Raw genomic sequence first — 16,575 nt, forward strand, 5'->3', positions numbered from 1 at the left:
TCCAACGGGTTGAGACTGATTCCTAATCCGCGCGCTGGCCGGACGCACCTGAACGGCGGTCATTCGCCCAGGCCGCCGAGGTACTCGGAGCGGAGCCGGTCGTCGGCGAGCACCTCGCGCGCGTCCGCCACCACGCACCGGATCTCCTCGAGCGCCTCCGGCAGCCCAGCTTCTCGCACGCCGACGTACCTCGCGGGGGCGAACTCGGCGGACAGGCGGTCGGCCGCCTCCCTGACCTCGTGTGGGGTGCAGAGGCGGCCGAGGCCGAGGACCGTGAAGTAGTCCGCGCGGCGGGCGTGGTCGAGCTTCTCGCGCACGCGCGCGAGATCGATGGCGGTGGCCGCCGCGGCGGCCGGGTGTCCCCCCCGCAGCAAGCGAACGCGCAGCGACCCGACGAGGACGAGCGCGGCCAGGACCTGCCGGGTCGTCAGGGCGTCGAGCGGGCTCGCGGCGACGATCTCGTCGAGCGTGCGGAGGCCATCCGCCAGCGCCACTGCGCGGCGCTCCTCCGGCGAGAGCTGGAGCTCTCCGGGCGGCGGCGGGGCGTCGTCCGGCGCGAGGAGGGTGCCAGGACCACCGAGCACCTCGTCCACGCGGGGAGCCAGCCAGCGGCGGCGCACGCCCTCGATCGCGAGCGCCAGCGGGCCGCGCTCGAGCGCGATCCGCTCCTCGGCGGGGACCGCCGCCCCGGCCCAGCGGAAGCGCGCGACGGGATCGGCGAACGCGCCGAAGACGATCTCCTCGGCGCGCCGGCGCACGAGGCCCGTGAGCTCGGTGGGCTTCAGGAAGCCGCGCTCGAGCAGGAGGAGGGCGGCGCGCCGCGATGGGAGCGCCGCGGCGGCGGAGGCGATCTGCCGGTGCTGGTCGCGCGTCAGGAGGCCGAAGCGGAGCGCGAGCTCCTCGACCCGCTCGGTGGGATCGGCGCTCGTCGCGCCGACGACGCGCCCGTCCTCGAGGTAGAGCGAGCGCGCCGTCTCGCCTCGAACGTCGAACCGGCCGCTCACGCGCGCGGACCAGGCGAGCGCGAGGAGCCTGGGCGCAGGGAGGTCGGCGAGCGTCCCGCTGCGGAGCTCGGGAGGGGGCGGCTTCCGAGCTCGCTCCGTCGCGGCCGGCTCCACCTCGCTGGGCTCCGCGACCGCGGCGGCGGCGTCCGGCGGAGCGAGGCCCGCCCCTGGCTCGGCACGCCAGCCGGCGATCGGGGCCGCCGAAGCGTCAGGAGGCGCGAGCCCTCGCAGCGCCGCCACGCGGCGGCGCGCGAGGTCCTCCAGGGGGGGCCCGGCCATGGGCGCGGCGCCGGCGCCCTCGTCGGGGAACGGGAACGCCATCGGCTGGCGTGCCGCCTCGTCCGCCAGGCGCCGCAGCTCGGCCTCGGCCTCCTCGCGCCGCCGGGCCTCCTCGTCGGTGCGCCGGCGCAGGGTCTCCATCTCCTGGCGGGCGCTCTCGATCGCGCGGCGGAGGTTCTCCTCCTCCTCCTCGCGCCGGCGCTCCGCCTCCTCGGCCTCGCGTCGCGCCTCCTCGTCGGCGATCCGGCGGAGCTCCTCGGCCGCCTGCTCCTCGGCGGCCGCGCGCTCGAGGACGCTCTGGATGCGGTGCTCCGCCGCGCGACGCTCCTCGTCGAGCTGTCCGCGAAGCCGCTCGAGCTCGGTCTCGAGCCGGCGGCGCGCGTCCGCCTCGCTCGCCGCCTTCTCCTCCGCGGCGCGCGCCCTCAGCGCCTCCTCCTCCGCGCCGCGCTGCGCGCGCTCCTCGGCCTCGCGCTTCTCCTCCTCCGCGCGCCGGGCGGCCTCCGCGGCCTCGCGCTTCTCGGCCTCCGCGCGCCGGGCGGCCTCCGCGGCCTCGCGCTTCTCGGCCTCCGCGCGCCGGGCGGCCTCCGCGGCCTCGCGCTTCTCGGCCTCCGCGCGCCGGGCGGCCTCCGCCGCCTCGCGCTTCTCCGCCTCGGCGCGCAGGACGGCCTCGCGCTTCTCGGCCTCCGCGCGCCGGGCGGCCTCCGCCGCCTCGCGCTTCTCCGCCTCGGCGCGCAGGACGGCCTCGTGCTTCTCGGCCTCCGCGCGCCGGGCGGCCTCCGCGGCCTCGCGCTTCTCCGTCTCGGCGCGCAGGACCGCCTCGCGCTTCTCGGCCTCGGCACGCAGGACGGCCTCGCGCTTCTCGGCCTCCGCGCGCCGGGCGGCCTCCGCGGCCTCGCGTCGCTCCGCGTCGGCGCGCTGGGCCGCCTCGGCGGCGGCGCGCTTCTCGGTCTCCGCGCGCTGGACGGCTTCCTTGGCGTCGCGCCGCTCCGCCTCCGCCCGCCTGGCGGCGTCGGCGGCGGCGCGCTTCTCCAGCTCGGCGCGCCGCGCGGCCTCGGCGGCGGCGCGCTGAGCGTCCGCCTGGAGTCGTGCGCGGGCCCCTGCCTCCGCCGCGGCGCGCGCCTCCGCCTCCGCCCGCGCGCGCTCCTCCGTGCGGGCGCGGGCCTCCGCCTCCCGGGCGCGTGCGGCCTTCTCCACCGCGACGCGCTCCGCCTCCGCCCGCTGGGCGGCCTCCACCGTGGCGCGGTCGGCCTGCCGCGCGCGCGCCTTCCGCTCCGCGAGGTGGCGCCGTTCGGCCTCCTCCGCCCTGCGCAGGAGGGCCTCGAGCCCATCCTCCTCCACTGCCGCGGCGGCCGCAGGTGCGGGGGCGCTCGCGGTGCGGCGAAGCTCGTCCGCTCGCGCGCGGAGCGCGTCGGCCGCGGCGCGGCGGGCATCGGTCTCTCGAGGCCGCGGCGCCGCCGGCGCGGGGACGCTGCGGGCGGGAGGCGCGGCCGCCCGGGAGAGTTTCGAGGAGGGCGCGCTCGCGCTCGCGGCCGGGTTCCTCGCCCGCTGGGTGGGCGCGCCCGCGGAGCTCGCGCGGGCTGGGCCCGCGAGCGCCGGCGCCGCCGCTGCGGCGCGCTTCAGCGCGGCGGTCACCTCGTCCGCGAGCTGCTCCGGATCCACCGGGCGGGCGAGCTGGGCGGCCCCCGCCGGCAGCCCCTCGGCCTGCCCGAGGACGATGAGCGGAACGGGCGCGCCTCCGTCGCCCGCGGCGAGCCGGCACGCGAGCGCGAGCGCCTCGCCTCCCTCGCAGGTGGCGCCGACCAGGGCGAGGGCAGGCATCGCCTGTCCGATGACGGCGACCGCGTCCGAGGCGTTGGTCGCCAGCACCGCCTGGTGTCCGCCGCGCGCGAGCACGCGCTTCACGGCCGAGATCTCGGCGATGTCGTCGTTGACGAGGAGGATGCGCGCCACGGCGCGCGATTATGGATCGCGCCCAGCAGGGGACCAAGCCGGCGCCCGGCGCGCCAGGTGCGATAGCGGCGCCGCCGCAGCGGCTCGGCGGCGGCGTCACAGCATCGACTGCGGATCCATGTCGAACCGCACCGCTCCACCGCCCGGCGGCCGGCGGGCGACGCGCGCGAGCGCGCCGTGCACGCGGAAGAGGGCCTGGGCCGACGTGGCCCGAAAGAGGAGGTGCCAGCGGGTGCGGCCCCGGATCCGCTCGATGGCGGCCGGCGCCGGGCCGAGCATGGCGACCTCGCCGCGGAGGGCCGGCCGGGCTGCGTCGGCCAGCGCCTCCGCCGTCCGGCGGGCGCCGGCCTCCGAGCCTTCGACCCTGGCCGCGAGGAGCCTGCCGAAGGGCGGGTAGCCGTGGCGCACCCGCCGGTCGAGCTCGCCCTGCGCGAACGCGGCGTAGTCGTGGCCGGCCGCGCAGGACACGGCCGGCGTGGCCGGGTTGAAGGTCTGGACGATCACGCGGCCCGCGTCGGCGCCGCGCCCGGCGCGGCCGGCCACCTGGGCGAGGAGCTGGAAGGTGCGCTCCGCGGCGCGAAAGTCGGGGAGGGCGAGCGCGGTGTCGGCGAGCACGACGCCGACCAGGGTCACCCCGGGGAAGTCGTGCCCCTTCGTCACCATCTGCGTCCCGACGAGCACGTCGAGCTCGCGTCGCGCGAAGCGCGCGAGCAGCGCCGCCGTCTCCTCCGCCGTCCCGACCGCGTCTCGGTCGAGCCGCGCGACGCGCGCGCCGGGGAGGAGCCCGCGCACCGCCTCCTCCACCTGCTCCGTCCCCACGCCCACCCCGACGCGCGGGCCGCCGCACGCGGGGCAGCGCCCCCCCATCCGCTCGGTCCGGCCGCAGTAGTGGCAGAGCAGGATGCCGCGACGCGCGTGGTGCGTGAGCGAGACCGCGCAGTCGGTGCAGCGCGCCTCTTCGCCGCACGCCTCGCACACCACCAGCGTCTCGTACCCACGGCGATTCAGGAACAGGATGGCCTGCTGCCCGGCCGCGACCGTCGCGGCGAGCGCCTCGGCGAGCCGGGGCGAGACGAGCCCCGCGCCGACGTCGCGCCCGGACCGGCGGAGCTTCGAGAGATCCACGAGCTCGACCTCGGGCATGGGCCGATCGTCCACCCGGGACGGCAGCTCGAGGAGGCGGTAGCGGCCGCGGCGGGCGTTCTCCAGCGTCTCCAGCGACGGGGTGGCGGAGCCGAGCACCACCACCGCGCCCTCGAGCTTCGCGCGCACCACCGCCAGGTCGCGCGCGTGGTAGGCGGGACCGTCCTCCTGCTTGAAGCTCCCCTCGTGCTCCTCGTCGACCACCACGATGGCGAGGTCCTGCACGGGGGCGAAGATCGCGCTGCGGACGCCCACGCAGATGCGGGCCTCTCCGGTGCGCAGCCGCTGCCACTCCGCGTGCCGCTCGGCGGGGGAGAGCCCGGAGTGGAGCAGGGCGACCTCGTCGCCGAAGCGCGCGCGAAACCGTCCGGCGAGCTGCGGCGTGAGCGCGATCTCCGGCACGAGCACGAGCGCGCCCCTGCCGGCGGCGCGGGCGCGGGCGATGGCCTGGAGGTACACCTCGGTCTTCCCCGAGCCGGTGACTCCGTGGAGGAGGAACGGCGCGAACGCGCCGGACGCGCCGGCGATCGCCTCGAGCGCGGCCGCCTGCGCGGGCGTGAGCTCGGGCGGCGCCGCGGAGGCGGCGAGGAGCCCCCCGCGCGCGACCGGCGCCTCGCGCTCGAGCCGCACGAGGCCCCGCCGGGCGAGCGCGGTGAGGGCGGGCCGGCCGTTCGGGAACGCGGCGCGGAGCTCCTCCACGGGGATGCGCCCGCGCGCGAGCAGGTACTCGAGCACGGAGCGCTGCGCGCGCGAGCGCGACAGGGAAGGGAGGGCGTCCCCCGCGCCGGGCTCCGGAGCGGCGTACTCCACGCCGCGCCGCGCCGGTCCGGCGGCGCCGCCGCGGGCGTTGAGGCCGGGGGGCAGCGCGGCGCGCAGGAGCTCTCCGGGGGGGACGAGGTAGTACTCCTCCGCCCAGCGGATGAGCTCGACGAGCTTCGGCGTGAACGGCGGCAGGCGGTCCAGCACCTCCGTCACGTCGCGCAGGGCGAGGCCGTCCGGCGCCTCCGCTGGAAAGCCCACCACGTAGCCCGTGGCGCGCCGGCTCTTGCCGAACGGCACGGCGACGCGCTGCCCGAGGGCGATCGCCGGGGTGAGCGCGGGTGGGACGCGGTAAGTGAACGTCCCGCGTACCGCGGCGGCGACGGCGACCTCGACGAGCACGGCGGGAGTGTAGCAAGCGCCCTCGCCGGGCGCCCCACGCGGTAGACTGCTCCGTCTCCGGAGGAGGAATCCATGCGCTCTCGCCCGCTGCCGCTCGCCCTCGCCCTCGCCTCGCTCGCCCTCGCCTGCGGTGAGCGGCGCACCGAGGCCCCTCCGCCCGCACCGGCGCAGCAGCCCGTCCCCGCGGCGCCCTCGGAGACGGCGGCCCCTGCGCCCACGCCGGCTCCGGCGTCGAGCGAGAGCCCCGCGGCCCAGAAGCCCGAGCCGACCCTCGAGCCCACCCCGGCCCCGCCCCCCGGGGCGCCCAAGCCGACCGTCGAGCCGACCCCAGCGCCCAAGCCGTCGCCCGCGCCGCCCAAGCCGACCGCCAAGCCGGCCCCGACCGCGCCGGCGCCTGCGGCGCCGGCTGCGACCCCGGCTCCGGCCGCGGAGAAGCCCGCGGCGACGCCGGCGCCGGCTCCCGCCGCACAGCCCGCCCCTGCGCCTGCGCCCGCGGCGCCCGCGGGCGCGCAGCATGCCAAGGTGGGCGACGCGAAGTGCAAGATGTGTCACCGCGTCCAGCACCAGTCCTGGGCGGCGAGCCCGCACGCGGCGAAGGGGCTCGACTGCGAGGGCTGCCATGGCAACGGCGGCGACTACTGGCCGGCCTCGGTGATGCGCGACCCCGCGAAGGCGACGGCGGCCGGCCTCGTGCGACCCGGCGTGGACTCCTGCCGCAAGTGCCACCCGCACGCCGACATGAGCCTCCTTCCGAAGGCCCACGCGCACAAGCCCTGACGCCCCTCGCGATCCGCGCCGGTGGTAGACGCCCTCCCCGCTCGCGGGAGGTGCGCGCCGCGCGGCGTTTCCTCTGTCGGTCAATCCTGACTGGGTGTATTGCCGCAGGTCGCCGCTGTGGGTGGGTGTTTCGTCGCACCCGACGCCCGCGCGCGTGAGCGCTGGAAATGCGCGGAGATCCGCGCGCCGTTCGCGATCAGTGAAACTGCTCCCCTCTCTTAACGCAGGCGTTAAGAGGGGGCCCGCGGCGACCGCCACGTCCCGTGACCGGGCGACGCAGCCGGGGCCGAGGCGTTAGCGCTGCGTGAACGTCTCGGTGAACGCTGCGGTGAACAGTGCACTGTTTTCGCGGACTTCCGCGCGCGCGCGGGCACCGCGCGTGCAGTCGGTGCGGCGAGCCGGCGCATCGGGGGACGACCGGCCTCGAGGGAGACCGAGGAAATGAGACGGATCTTGAAGACGCTGATCGCCGGCGCGGCCCTGCTGGCCTCGCCCGCCTACGCCGGGAGGCCGTGCCCGGACGCGGACGCGGACGGCTACAAGGACGTGGCCTGTGGTGGGACCGACTGCAACGACGCCGCCGCGAGCGTGAACCCGGGCGCCGCGGAGGTGTGCGGCGACGCCGTGGACAACAACTGCAGCGGCGTGGTGGACGAGGGTTGCTCCGGTGGGTCCGGCCCGCACGCCGGCCTCACGTGGACGGGCTACGCGATGTGCCGCGGCTGCCACGCGCAGCAGGCGAACGACGTGTTCGCCTCCGGCCACTACCAGTGGAACGGCGCCGCCCTCTACAACGTGAACGACGCGGGCACCACGCAGGGGAAGTACCAGAGCTCCATCAACAGCTACTGCGTGAACATCCTCGGCAACTGGGACGGGATCAACGCCGCCCGCGCCGGCGCCTGCTCGGCCTGCCACGTCGGTCGAGGCCTCGAGCCGGTGGCCGCCTCGAGCGCCGCCCAGCTCGACAACATCGACTGCCTCATCTGTCACCAGGACGGCTACAAGCGGAAGTTCGACGCCACCACCGGCCAGATGGTGGCGGACACGGCGGCGATGACCATCACGATGGACCAGGCGGTGCAAACGCTCCACCGGCCCACCCGCGCGAGCTGCCTGCAGTGCCACGCCAAGGCCGGCGGCGGCGACGCGGTGAAGCGCGGCGACATGGCGCTCGCCCAGATCGCCACCACGGACGGGAACTACGACGTCCACATGGCGACGACGCGCGGCGACCTGAAGTGCACGAGCTGCCACGCCGTGCAGCGCCACCGCATCGCGGGCTCGGGCACGGACCTCCGCGTCGTCGATCTGGACGTGGAGATGAAGTGCGCGCAGTGCCACCCCACCAAGGAGACGTCGACCGGCCACGCGACGCTGAAGGTGAACGACCACGTCGGGCGCGTCGCGTGCCAGACCTGCCACATCCCGCGCTACGCGCGGAACGCGGCGGACACCGCCGCGGACGAGGCCACCGAGATCCACCGCGACTGGGCGCACACCCACAACGCGACGCCGCCCATCCATCCGGCGCGCACCTCCGCGAACGATCTCCTGCCGCGGTACGCGTTCTGGAACCGCTACTCGAACTCCGGGCTCCTCTTCGACACGCCGGCGCTCGACCCGGCGACGGGCGCGTACCCGACCTCGCGGCCGGTGGGGGGCATCAACGACACCGCCTCGAAGCTCTACCCGTTCAAGTACAAGACCTCGAACGTGCCCTTCGCCACGAACCGCGGCCAGTTCATCGCGCTCGACACCTCCACCTTCTTCGCGACGGGCAACGCCACGCAGGCGGTGGCGGACGGCCTCGTGAACATGGGCTACGCGTCGAGCGAGCCGTGGACGTGGGTGACCTCCGACACCTACCAGCTCGTCACGCACACGGTGCCGCCGGCCTCCGGGAACGTGCTGGGGTGCGCGAGCTGCCACGAGAGCACGGCGCAGCTGAACCTCGCGGCCCTCGGCTACGTGAAGAAGGCGGACCTCTCCGTCATCTGCACGCAGTGCCACGCGCTCCGCGCGTGGAAGGGGTACGCGGCGGGCCACGACACCCACGTGACGCGGAAGCAGAAGGACTGCTCCATCTGCCACGCCTTCACGCGGCCGGAGAGGAACCTCTCGACCGTGATCCGCTGACGTCGCGGCCGTAGAGGTCGTCGTCGCACGGGGGCGGCGCCGCGAGGCGCCGCCCTCTTCGATCGGCCGGGCGCCTCAGCTCGCCGGGACCCCGAGGAAGGAGCGAGCCTCCTCGAAGATTCGATCGAGCGACGCGGCCAGCTCGTGGCCGTCGTCCACCGCGACGAGGCGTGCCGTCGGCGTGCGCGCCACGAACGCCTCGACGTCCTCGAACGGGACCGTGTCGTCTCGCGTCCCCGCGATGCACAGGGTGGGCACGCGGACCTCCGGGAAGGCGGGGTAGCCGGCGGCGTCCTCGAAGAACTGGAAGCCGATGCGCCGCGTCCTGCCGGACGCGTAGTGCATCGTCTCGAGCCCCGCCGCACGCCAGGCCTCGAGGTCCGCCGGCCCCAGGCGCGCGCGCCACCGCTCGAAGAGCCGGAACGCCGGCGCGAGCAGCACGAGCCGCTCGACCGAGGGGTCCCGGGAAGCCGCCAGCGCGGCGAGGTATCCGCCGAGCGAGCTGCCGATGATGGCGTGAGGCGCCTCGGCGCCTCCGAGCGCCGCCTCGGCGACGGCGAGCATGGAGGACGGGGAGCAGCGCTCGAAGCCGTCCGGCCCGGGGGTGAGATCCGGGACGTGCAGCGGCTCGCCGAGCGCCGCGAACCGCTCGGAGAGGACGCGCGCCTTGTGAGAGGAGGGGCCCGACGCGAAGCCGTGGAGGTAGAGGAGCACGGCGGGGAAGCCTAGCGCGGAGCCGGCCCGCGCGCCGCGTCGAGCGCTCGACCGCGCCTGCGTTCACGCCTCGTCCGGCTCCGGCTCCGGCTCCGGCTCGCCGCGCAACGCCCGCAGCCGCGCCGCCAGCGTCTTCTCGAGCCCGTTGTCCGAGAGGGTCACGATCCGCTCCGCGCGCAGCGCGTCGGGCAGGTACTGCTCGGCCACGTAGTGCCCCTCGAAGTTGTGCGGGTAGCGGTAGCCGCCGCCGTAGCCGAGCCCCTCCATGAGCTTCGTGGACGCGTTGCGGAGCTTCAGCGGCACCGGCAGCGGGCCTCGCTCGCGCACGAGGCGGCGAGCGGCGCCGTAGGCGGTCAGGGCGGCGTTCGACTTGGGGGCGAGGGCGAGGTACACGGCGGCCTGGCTCATGGGCAGGACGCCCTCCGGCAAGCCCACGAGCTCCACCGCCTGCAGCGCCGCCACGGCCACCTGGAGCGCCTGCGGGTCCGCGTTGCCCACGTCCTCGGAGGCGAAGATCACCATCCGGCGCAGGACGAAGCGCGGCTCCTCCCCGCCCTCCAGCATCCGCACCAGGTAGTAGACGGCCGCGTCCGGATCCGATCCGCGCATCGACTTGATGAACGCGGAGACCACGTTGTAGTGCTCCTCGCCCGCCTTGTCGTAGAGGACGGTGCGCTGCTGCAGCGCCTCCTCCGCGTCCGCGCGCGTCACCGCGGCGCGCCCGGCGAGCCGCACCGCGGCCGCCGCCACCTCGAGCGCGTTCAGCGCGCGCCGCGCGTCGCCGTAGGCGTAGCGCGCGATCGCCGCGCGCGCCTCCGGCTCGAGGGACACGGCGCCCGCCAGCCCCTCGGGCGCGGCCGCGGCGCGGTCGAGCAGCGCCGCCACCTCCTCCTCGGTGAGCGCCCGCAGCGTGACCACCCGGCAGCGCGACAGGAGCGCGGCGTTCACCTCGAAGGAAGGGTTCTCGGTGGTCGCGCCGATGAGGGTGATCGTTCCGTCCTCGACGTGGGGGAGGAACGCGTCCTGCTGGGCCTTCGTGAAGCGGTGGATCTCGTCCACGAAGAGGATGGTGCGCTTGCGGTGCATGCGGCGGCGGTCCCGCGCCGCGGCGACGATCTCGCGGATCTCCTTCACGCCCCCGAGCACGGCGCTGAAGGGCACGAACTCCGCGCCGGTCCGCTTCGCGACGATGCGGGCGAGGGTGGTCTTCCCCGTCCCCGGCGGGCCCCAGACGATGAGCGACGGCACCTGGTCGGCCTCGATGGCGCGGCGCAGGCCCGTGTCCCTGCCGAGCACGTGCTCCTGCCCGACGAAGTCCTCCAGGCGGCGGGGGCGCATCCGCTCGGCGAGCGGCTTTCCGCTCTCGTCCCGCTCGGCAGCGCGATCGAAGAGGTCCATGGCGAACCGCTTATATAATGCCCCGCATGGAAGACCAGTCGTGCCCCGTGCCCCGGCGCATCGGCATCGTCCACAAGGTCAGCTCGGCGGAGGCGTCGGAGACGGCGCACTTCGTGGAGCAGTTCCTCCGCTCGAAGGGCGTCGACGTCGTCACGGACGAGGCGGAGGTCGGCCGGGTCGCCGACCTCGTCGTCGTGCTCGGCGGCGACGGCACCCTCATCCACGCCGCGCGCCTGCTCGGCGGCAGGCCGGTGCCGATCCTGGGCGTGAACATGGGCAACCTCGGGTTCATGACCGAGGTGCCCCAGGGCGAGCTGTATCCGGCCCTCGAGCGGGTGCTCGCGGGCGACGCGCTGGTGTCCGAGCGCATGAAGCTGCGCGTCCACCTGCACCGCGGCGGCCGGCCGGAGCGCGACGTGGACGCCGAGGTGCTGAACGACGTGGTCATCGGCAAGGGCGCGCTCGCGCGGATGGCGGAGCTCGACGCGCGCTGCGCGGGCGGCTACCTCGCGACGTACAAGGCGGACGGGATCATCGTCGCGACCCCCACCGGCTCCACCGCGTACGCGCTGGCCGCGAACGGGCCCATCGTCTATCCCACCATGCGCGGCATGATCCTCGCGCCCATCTGCCCGCACACGCTCACGCAGCGGCCGATCGTGCTGCCCGACGAGCTGAGCGTCCAGATCGTCCTCATGAACGACTCGGAGGTGTACCTCACCCTCGACGGGCAGAAGGGCGTGCGGATCGCGAAGGGAGATCTCGTGCAGGTGAAGCAGTCGTCGAACCGGGTCCTGCTCGTGCGGAACCCGAACCTCGACTACTTCGGCATCTTGCGCGCAAAGCTCCGCTGGGGCGAGCGGTGACGGAGGCAGGCTCCAGGCGTCGGGCCGCAGGCTTCAGGAGGGCGTCTCCAGCGAAGACCTCGCGCTTGCGATGGTCTCGACTCCCGCCGGCGACCGCACCCTGAAGCCCGAAGCCTCCGGAGCAGCGCCAGTTACGTCGGCGCGTGCGAGAGCGGGGGCGGCGGCAGGTTCCGGTAGGTCTCACCGGCGGCGGGGCCGTCGCACGCGTGGTCCGGCAGCGGCGATCTCTCGTCCGTGACCACCGTGAAGTCGCACCACCGGCAGCGGTACGCCGGGACCTTCACCGGCGGTTCCCCCGGCACCTCGAGCTCGTGCCGCTCGAACAGCACGCGCACCGTCCCGGACACGTGGATCGTCATGGCGTCCTCCGTCCCCTCGAGCGTCCCACCGCGCCGGGGCGACGGGAAGCGCCTCCCCGGGACGTGGAGGGCAGGCGGTCGGGTCCCGTCCGGGCGAGCACCCGAACGCCTGCACCACTGAAAATTTGCGCAGTGTCAGGGGCCCGTGGATCAATGTCGCCATGCTCACGACGCTGCGCATCTCGGGCTTCGCGATCGTCGACGCGATCGAGGTCCGCTTCGGCCCGGGGCTGAACGTGCTCACGGGAGAGACCGGGGCCGGCAAGTCGATCCTGGTGAACGCGCTCCACCTCGTCCTCGGCGGCCGGATGACGGGAGAGGTGCTCCGGGACGGCGCCGAGGAGGCGGTGGTGGAGGCGCTCTTCGAGCTGCCCGACGACCACCGCGTGCTCGCACGCCTCGAGGCGGCGGGGCTCCCCCGCTCGGCCGGGGGAGGGGCAGGGGGGAGCGCGGAGCTGCTCGTGCGGCGGGTGGCCGCGCGCGGCGGGCGCGGGCGGGCGTTCGTGAACGGCGCGCTGTGCACCGTCTCCATGCTGGAGGAGGCGCTGCGCGGGCTCGTGGACGTCTCGGGCCAGCACGAGCACGTGTCGCTGCTCGATCCGTCGACGCACACCGAGATTCTCGACGCGTTCGCCGGCCTCCTCCGGCCGAGCGACGCGCGGGTGGCGGGCGGCGCGGGATCGTCCCTCCTCCGATACCGCGCCGCCCACGCGGCGCTCGCCGCCCTCGTCCGCGAGCGGGAGTCGCTCGCCGCGGACGAGGGCGAGCGGGCGCGGCGGGCGGACTACCTCGCGTTCCAGCTGCGGGAGCTCGACGCGGCCGATCCCCGCGCAGGCGAGCTCGAGGCGCTCGAGGACGAGCGGCGCGTGCTCGCCTCCGCCGAGAAGCTGCGGGACGCGGCTCGCGCGGGGGAGGCGCTCGCCTACGGCGAGGAGGGCAGCGCCTCGGAGCGGGTGGCGCAGGCTGCGCGGGCCCTGGCGGAGGCCGGCTTGCTGGACCGTCGCCTCGAGGGACCGCTCGCGCTCCTCCGCTCGGCGGCGGTCGAGCTCGAGGAGGCGGGGCGCGAGCTCGGCCGCTACGCCGACGCGGTGGGCGGCGATCCCGAGCGGCTCGTCGTGGTCGAGGACCGGCTCGAGCTCCTGCGCGCGCTCGCGCGCAAGCACGGGGGCTCCCTGGACGCAGCGATCGCCCGGCGCGCCGCGATGCGCGAGGAGCTCGCCCGGCTCTCCGGCGGAGGCGAGCGGCTGCGCGACCTCGGCCCCGAGATCGACGCGCGCGCGGCGGCGGCGCTGGCCGCCGCAGCCGAGCTGACGAAGGCGCGCGGCGAGGCGGCGCGCGCCTTCGCGGACGCGGTGCGCGCCGAGCTGCAGGGGCTCGCGATGGGGCGCTGCCGCCTGGAGGTGGCGATGCTCGCGCCCGAGGCGGGGGTGGACGTCGGCGGCAAGCGCCTCGGCCCCACCGGCGCCGAGCGGGCCGAGCTGCTCCTCGCGCCGAACCCGGGCGAGCCGCCCCGACCTCTCGCAAGGATCGCCTCCGGAGGCGAGCTCTCGCGCGTGCTGCTCGCCGTGAAGCGAACCCTCGCGCGCAACGATCCCGTGGCGACCTACGTCTTCGACGAGGTCGACGCCGGCATCGGCGGCGCGGTGGCGGAGGCGATGGGGCGCGTCCTCGCGGACGTCGCGCGCGGGCGGCAGGTCATCTGCGTGACCCATCTCCCCCAGGTCGCCGCCTTCGCGGAGCGTCACCATCGGGTGGAGAAGCGCGTGTCGGCGGGCCGCACGGCGACGTCGGTGGCGCTGCTCGACGGCGACGACGCGCGGCGCAGGGAGATCGCCCGCATGATCGCGGGGGCGACCGTGACCGACTCCGCGATCGAGCACGCCGGCGCCCTCATCGCCGCGGCTCGCGCGCCGTTGCCGTCGGCGGAGCGGGGCCGGCGTGCTGCGCCCGCGCGGGCCGCAGCCCGTCGCGTCACCGCGACGGCCCCAGATCGTTAGGCGCCGGGTGTGCGCCGATGCTACGCTCCGGCGCGTGGTGCACCCGGCTCCGCTCTCCGTCACCGCCCGCGGCCTGACCGACGTCGGGCGGCGACGCGACCACAACGAGGACGCGCTGCTCGTCGACGACGACCTCCATCTGTACGTGGTGGCGGATGGAATGGGGGGGCATGCGGGCGGGGGCACGGCCTCGCGGCTCGCCGTCGACACGATCCAGCGGACCCTGCGGGCGGCACGCGCGCGCGCGCCGGACGCCTTCGCGCCCGAGCTCCCGGAGTCGAGCCCGCTGCCCGGCGTCCTGCGCGGGGCGGTCGAGCAGGCGTGCGCGGTGATCCACGCGGCGGCGCAAGCAGACCCCGAGCTCGCGGGGATGGGGACCACCGTAACGGCCGTGCTCCTCGACGGTCGCTCGGCGTTCGTGGCCCATGTGGGCGACAGCCGCTGCTACCTGCTGCGCGGCGCGCGCATCCAGCAGGTGACCGAAGACCACTCGCTCGTCAACGAGCAGGTGAAGGCCGGCGCGCTCACCGCCGCCGAGGCGAAGCACAGCCGGTTCAAGAACATCATCACGCGCTCGGTTGGGTTCGAGCGCGAGGTGCTGGTGGATCTCGCGGCGTTCGCGCTCGCCCCGGGAGACGCGATCGTCGTCTGCTGCGACGGGCTCACGAACCTCGTCGAGGACGACGAGATCCTCCGGGTCGTGACCGAGGCGCCGCTGGAGGACGCGCCGCCGCGGCTCGTCGCCCTCGCGAACGCGCGCGGGGGCGACGACAACATCACCGTGATCGCGGTCCGGGTCGGCCCAGACGAGGCCCCCTGAGCTCCGTCGACGCCGGACACGCGTGGTGAATCTGTAGGGAAGACACGCGCTTGACAGGGGAGCGACCCCTCTGCTACCCGTCTGAGCGTCTTTCGCGAGCTCCCGAGGCCCCGGGGCTGGCGTTCTGGCTCGGCGGACGCGTCGTTAGCTTCTCGGCGCGAACTGGGCGGGCAGCGGAGCTCTATCGGGATGGCCGCACCTCCGAAGACGCAGGTCTTCACCGTCATCGTCGTCAGCGATCACTCGCAGGCGATCCGGAAGTTCCGGGTCCCCCGGCGCTGGCTGAAGAACCTCGCCTACGGGAGCGGCGCCATCGCGCTGATCGCGCTCCTCACCATCGGTCACTACCTCGCCCTCCTCGGCTCCGCGTCGGAGAACGCGGTCCTCAAGGAGGAGAACGCGCAGCTCAGGTCGCAGATCCTGCTCGTCCAGGAGAAGGTCGCCCACATCTCGGCGACCCTCGACCGCGTCGAGCGCTTCGACGCGAAGCTCCGCACCGCCGTCACCCAGCTCCAGGATCCGGAGCGGAACCTCGCCATCGGCCCGGTGGGGGGCGCCGAGGTGGAGGCGCAGATCCCGGGGCCGGCACCGGCCGCGGAGGCGAGCCTCACCGCGCTGCCCGGCAAGCTCTCCTCGCTGGAGACGGAGGCCTCGCGGCAGGAGCAGAGCCTGCGCGAGCTGCAGGAGTACTTCGACGACCAGCGCTCGCTGCTCGCCTCCACCCCGTCGATCTGGCCGGCGCGCGGGTGGGTGACGTCCGACTTCGGCACGCGCCTCGATCCCTGGACGGCCGAGCGGAGGATGCACCAGGGCCTCGACATCGCGACGCCCCACGGCCAGCCGGTCCACACGCCGTCGGACGGCACGGTGGTGTTCGCCGGGACGGAGGGCAGCTACGGCAAGGTCCTCGTCATCGATCACGGCTACGGCGTGAGGACGCGGTACGCGCACCTGTCGGAGATCTTCGTGCGGGCGGGCTCCCTCGTCCGTCGCGGGGACAAGGTCGCCGCCGTCGGGAACACCGGCCGCTCGACCGGGACGCACCTCCACTACGAGGTGCGCGTGAACGGCATCCCGGAGAATCCGCGCAAGTTCATCCTGGAGTGAGCCGCCGGAAGCGCGCGGAGCGCGAGCCGCGAGGTCATGATCAACGACCCGCGCGCGCGAGCTCGGCGGGGACGCGGCGCGGGGCGAGGCGCGCGTAGCCGGCGAACAGCGCGCCGGCGAGCAGCTTCTCCTGGTCGCCCGGGCGCCCTCCGCGGCCCCTGGCCGAGCTGCGGATCGCGCTGTTCAGCTCCCGCTCCCCGTCGGAGGCCTCCCCGGGGCGGTCGGGCGTCATGACGCCGCGCGCCACGGAGCGCCCGCCGCGGTGGACGAACACGACGGTGCCGCGCTCCACGCGCTCGACGATGCCGACGTGGGTGAAGCGGTCGCCGCGCGTGCCGTCCCGGTTCCGATCGTACGTGTCGTGCCAGAACACCAGATCGCCGGGCTCAGGCCAGGCGCCGCCGCCGCCGAAGACGACGCCGTAGCGCTGCACGGCGCGGTAGAGCGCGGCGACCCCCGAGCGCTCGCCCGGCGCCGCCGCTGCCGCCAGCCGGCGGAGCGGCACACCCTCCGCCTCGTACACCGCCTGGACGAACCCCGAGCAGTCCGCGTTGAACCGCTCCCCGGCGATCTCGAAGCTGCCGGTGTGGCCGACGAACGACGCCCCGCGGGCGGCGAGCCGCGCCTGCAGCTCGGCGAACGCCCCCTCGTCCCGGGTCCAGCGCCCCGGCCCCGCGCAGGCGGCGAGCAGGAGCGCCGCGATCGCTGCCGAGCGGACGAGCGTCACCCCCGAAACATACCCCGAACGCCCGAGAGTTCCCTCGTTTGACATCCTGTGGCGCGACGTTACCTAACGGGGTAAGACGGGGCGCCCGCCTGGCCTCAGCTGCGATCCGGCGGGCCCCCGTCTCCTGTCTCGAG

The 16,575-nt window shown here is 75.5% G+C and carries 12 protein-coding genes; 6 read left to right on the forward strand and 6 right to left on the reverse strand.

Features of this window, described 5'->3' with window-relative positions:
- Positions 1-59: 59 nt before the first annotated feature.
- The gene (locus ANAE109_RS03945) at positions 60-3,233 is read right to left on the reverse strand and encodes a DUF4388 domain-containing protein (protein ID WP_011985087.1); all 3,174 of its coding nucleotides are present in this window, start codon (positions 3,231-3,233) and stop codon (positions 60-62) included.
- Positions 3,234-3,329: 96 nt separating this feature from the next.
- Positions 3,330-5,537: a primosomal protein N' gene (priA, locus tag ANAE109_RS03950; RefSeq protein WP_011985088.1), complete on the reverse strand. Its 2,208-nt coding sequence runs from the start codon at positions 5,535-5,537 to the stop codon at positions 3,330-3,332.
- A 72-nt stretch (positions 5,538-5,609) separates the two neighbouring features.
- On the opposite strand from priA, the gene ANAE109_RS03955 reads away from it, so the two are divergent.
- Positions 5,610-6,314: a hypothetical protein gene (locus tag ANAE109_RS03955; protein ID WP_011985089.1), complete on the forward strand. Its 705-nt coding sequence runs from the start codon at positions 5,610-5,612 to the stop codon at positions 6,312-6,314.
- A gap of 441 nt (positions 6,315-6,755) precedes the next feature.
- Positions 6,756-8,453: a MopE-related protein gene (locus ANAE109_RS03960; RefSeq protein WP_011985090.1), complete on the forward strand. Its 1,698-nt coding sequence runs from the start codon at positions 6,756-6,758 to the stop codon at positions 8,451-8,453.
- Positions 8,454-8,528: 75 nt separating this feature from the next.
- On the opposite strand, the gene ANAE109_RS03965 is transcribed toward ANAE109_RS03960, so the two are convergent.
- Entirely contained in the window at positions 8,529-9,167 is a 639-nt protein-coding gene (locus ANAE109_RS03965; RefSeq protein WP_011985091.1) for a YqiA/YcfP family alpha/beta fold hydrolase, read from the reverse strand.
- Positions 9,168-9,230: 63 nt separating this feature from the next.
- Positions 9,231-10,565: a replication-associated recombination protein A gene (locus ANAE109_RS03970; protein ID WP_011985092.1), complete on the reverse strand. Its 1,335-nt coding sequence runs from the start codon at positions 10,563-10,565 to the stop codon at positions 9,231-9,233.
- Between the two features lie 26 nt (positions 10,566-10,591).
- Here ANAE109_RS03970 and ANAE109_RS03975 point away from each other — a divergent pair, with 26 nt between their 5' ends.
- The gene (locus ANAE109_RS03975) at positions 10,592-11,431 is read left to right on the forward strand and encodes an NAD(+)/NADH kinase (protein ID WP_234945237.1); all 840 of its coding nucleotides are present in this window, start codon (positions 10,592-10,594) and stop codon (positions 11,429-11,431) included.
- A 131-nt stretch (positions 11,432-11,562) separates the two neighbouring features.
- Here ANAE109_RS03975 and ANAE109_RS03980 read toward each other — a convergent pair whose 3' ends face one another.
- On the reverse strand, positions 11,563-11,790 hold the full coding sequence (locus tag ANAE109_RS03980; protein WP_041448111.1) for a hypothetical protein: 228 nt from the start codon (positions 11,788-11,790) through the stop codon (positions 11,563-11,565).
- Between the two features lie 161 nt (positions 11,791-11,951).
- Between ANAE109_RS03980 and recN the strand changes: the two genes are divergently transcribed.
- The 3 genes from recN (at position 11,952) to ANAE109_RS03995 (ending at position 15,714) form a co-directional block, all read left to right on the forward strand.
- Positions 11,952-13,787, forward strand: coding sequence for a DNA repair protein RecN (gene recN / locus ANAE109_RS03985; RefSeq protein ID WP_011985094.1), 1,836 nt, complete (start codon positions 11,952-11,954; stop codon positions 13,785-13,787).
- A gap of 34 nt (positions 13,788-13,821) precedes the next feature.
- A complete protein-coding gene (locus ANAE109_RS03990; protein ID WP_041448112.1) occupies positions 13,822-14,607 on the forward strand; it encodes a Stp1/IreP family PP2C-type Ser/Thr phosphatase in 786 nt (261 codons plus the stop codon).
- 189 nt (positions 14,608-14,796) lie between these two features.
- Positions 14,797-15,714: a M23 family metallopeptidase gene (locus ANAE109_RS03995; protein WP_011985096.1), complete on the forward strand. Its 918-nt coding sequence runs from the start codon at positions 14,797-14,799 to the stop codon at positions 15,712-15,714.
- A gap of 40 nt (positions 15,715-15,754) precedes the next feature.
- Here ANAE109_RS03995 and ANAE109_RS04000 read toward each other — a convergent pair whose 3' ends face one another.
- Positions 15,755-16,441 (reverse strand): CHAP domain-containing protein, encoded by a 687-nt coding sequence (locus tag ANAE109_RS04000; protein WP_011985097.1) that lies wholly within the window; start codon positions 16,439-16,441, stop codon positions 15,755-15,757.
- Positions 16,442-16,575 lie beyond the last annotated feature (134 nt).

The sequence above is a fragment of the Anaeromyxobacter sp. Fw109-5 genome (assembly GCF_000017505.1).
In the GTDB taxonomy this organism is placed as follows: domain Bacteria; phylum Myxococcota; class Myxococcia; order Myxococcales; family Anaeromyxobacteraceae; genus Anaeromyxobacter.

What these genes read in the sequence shown, in the direction of transcription:
- ANAE109_RS03995 (WP_011985096.1), top strand. Translation starts at nt 14,797, where the DNA reads ATGGCCGCACCTCCGAAGACGCAGGTCTTCACCGTCATCGTCGTCAGC.
- ANAE109_RS03960 (WP_011985090.1), top strand. Translation starts at nt 6,756, where the DNA reads ATGAGACGGATCTTGAAGACGCTGATCGCCGGCGCGGCCCTGCTGGCC.
- recN (WP_011985094.1), top strand. Translation starts at nt 11,952, where the DNA reads ATGCTCACGACGCTGCGCATCTCGGGCTTCGCGATCGTCGACGCGATC.
- ANAE109_RS03975 (WP_234945237.1), top strand. Translation starts at nt 10,592, where the DNA reads ATGGAAGACCAGTCGTGCCCCGTGCCCCGGCGCATCGGCATCGTCCAC.
- ANAE109_RS03955 (WP_011985089.1), top strand. Translation starts at nt 5,610, where the DNA reads ATGCGCTCTCGCCCGCTGCCGCTCGCCCTCGCCCTCGCCTCGCTCGCC.
- ANAE109_RS03980 (WP_041448111.1), bottom strand. Translation starts at nt 11,790, where the DNA reads ATGACGATCCACGTGTCCGGGACGGTGCGCGTGCTGTTCGAGCGGCAC.
- ANAE109_RS03970 (WP_011985092.1), bottom strand. Translation starts at nt 10,565, where the DNA reads ATGGACCTCTTCGATCGCGCTGCCGAGCGGGACGAGAGCGGAAAGCCG.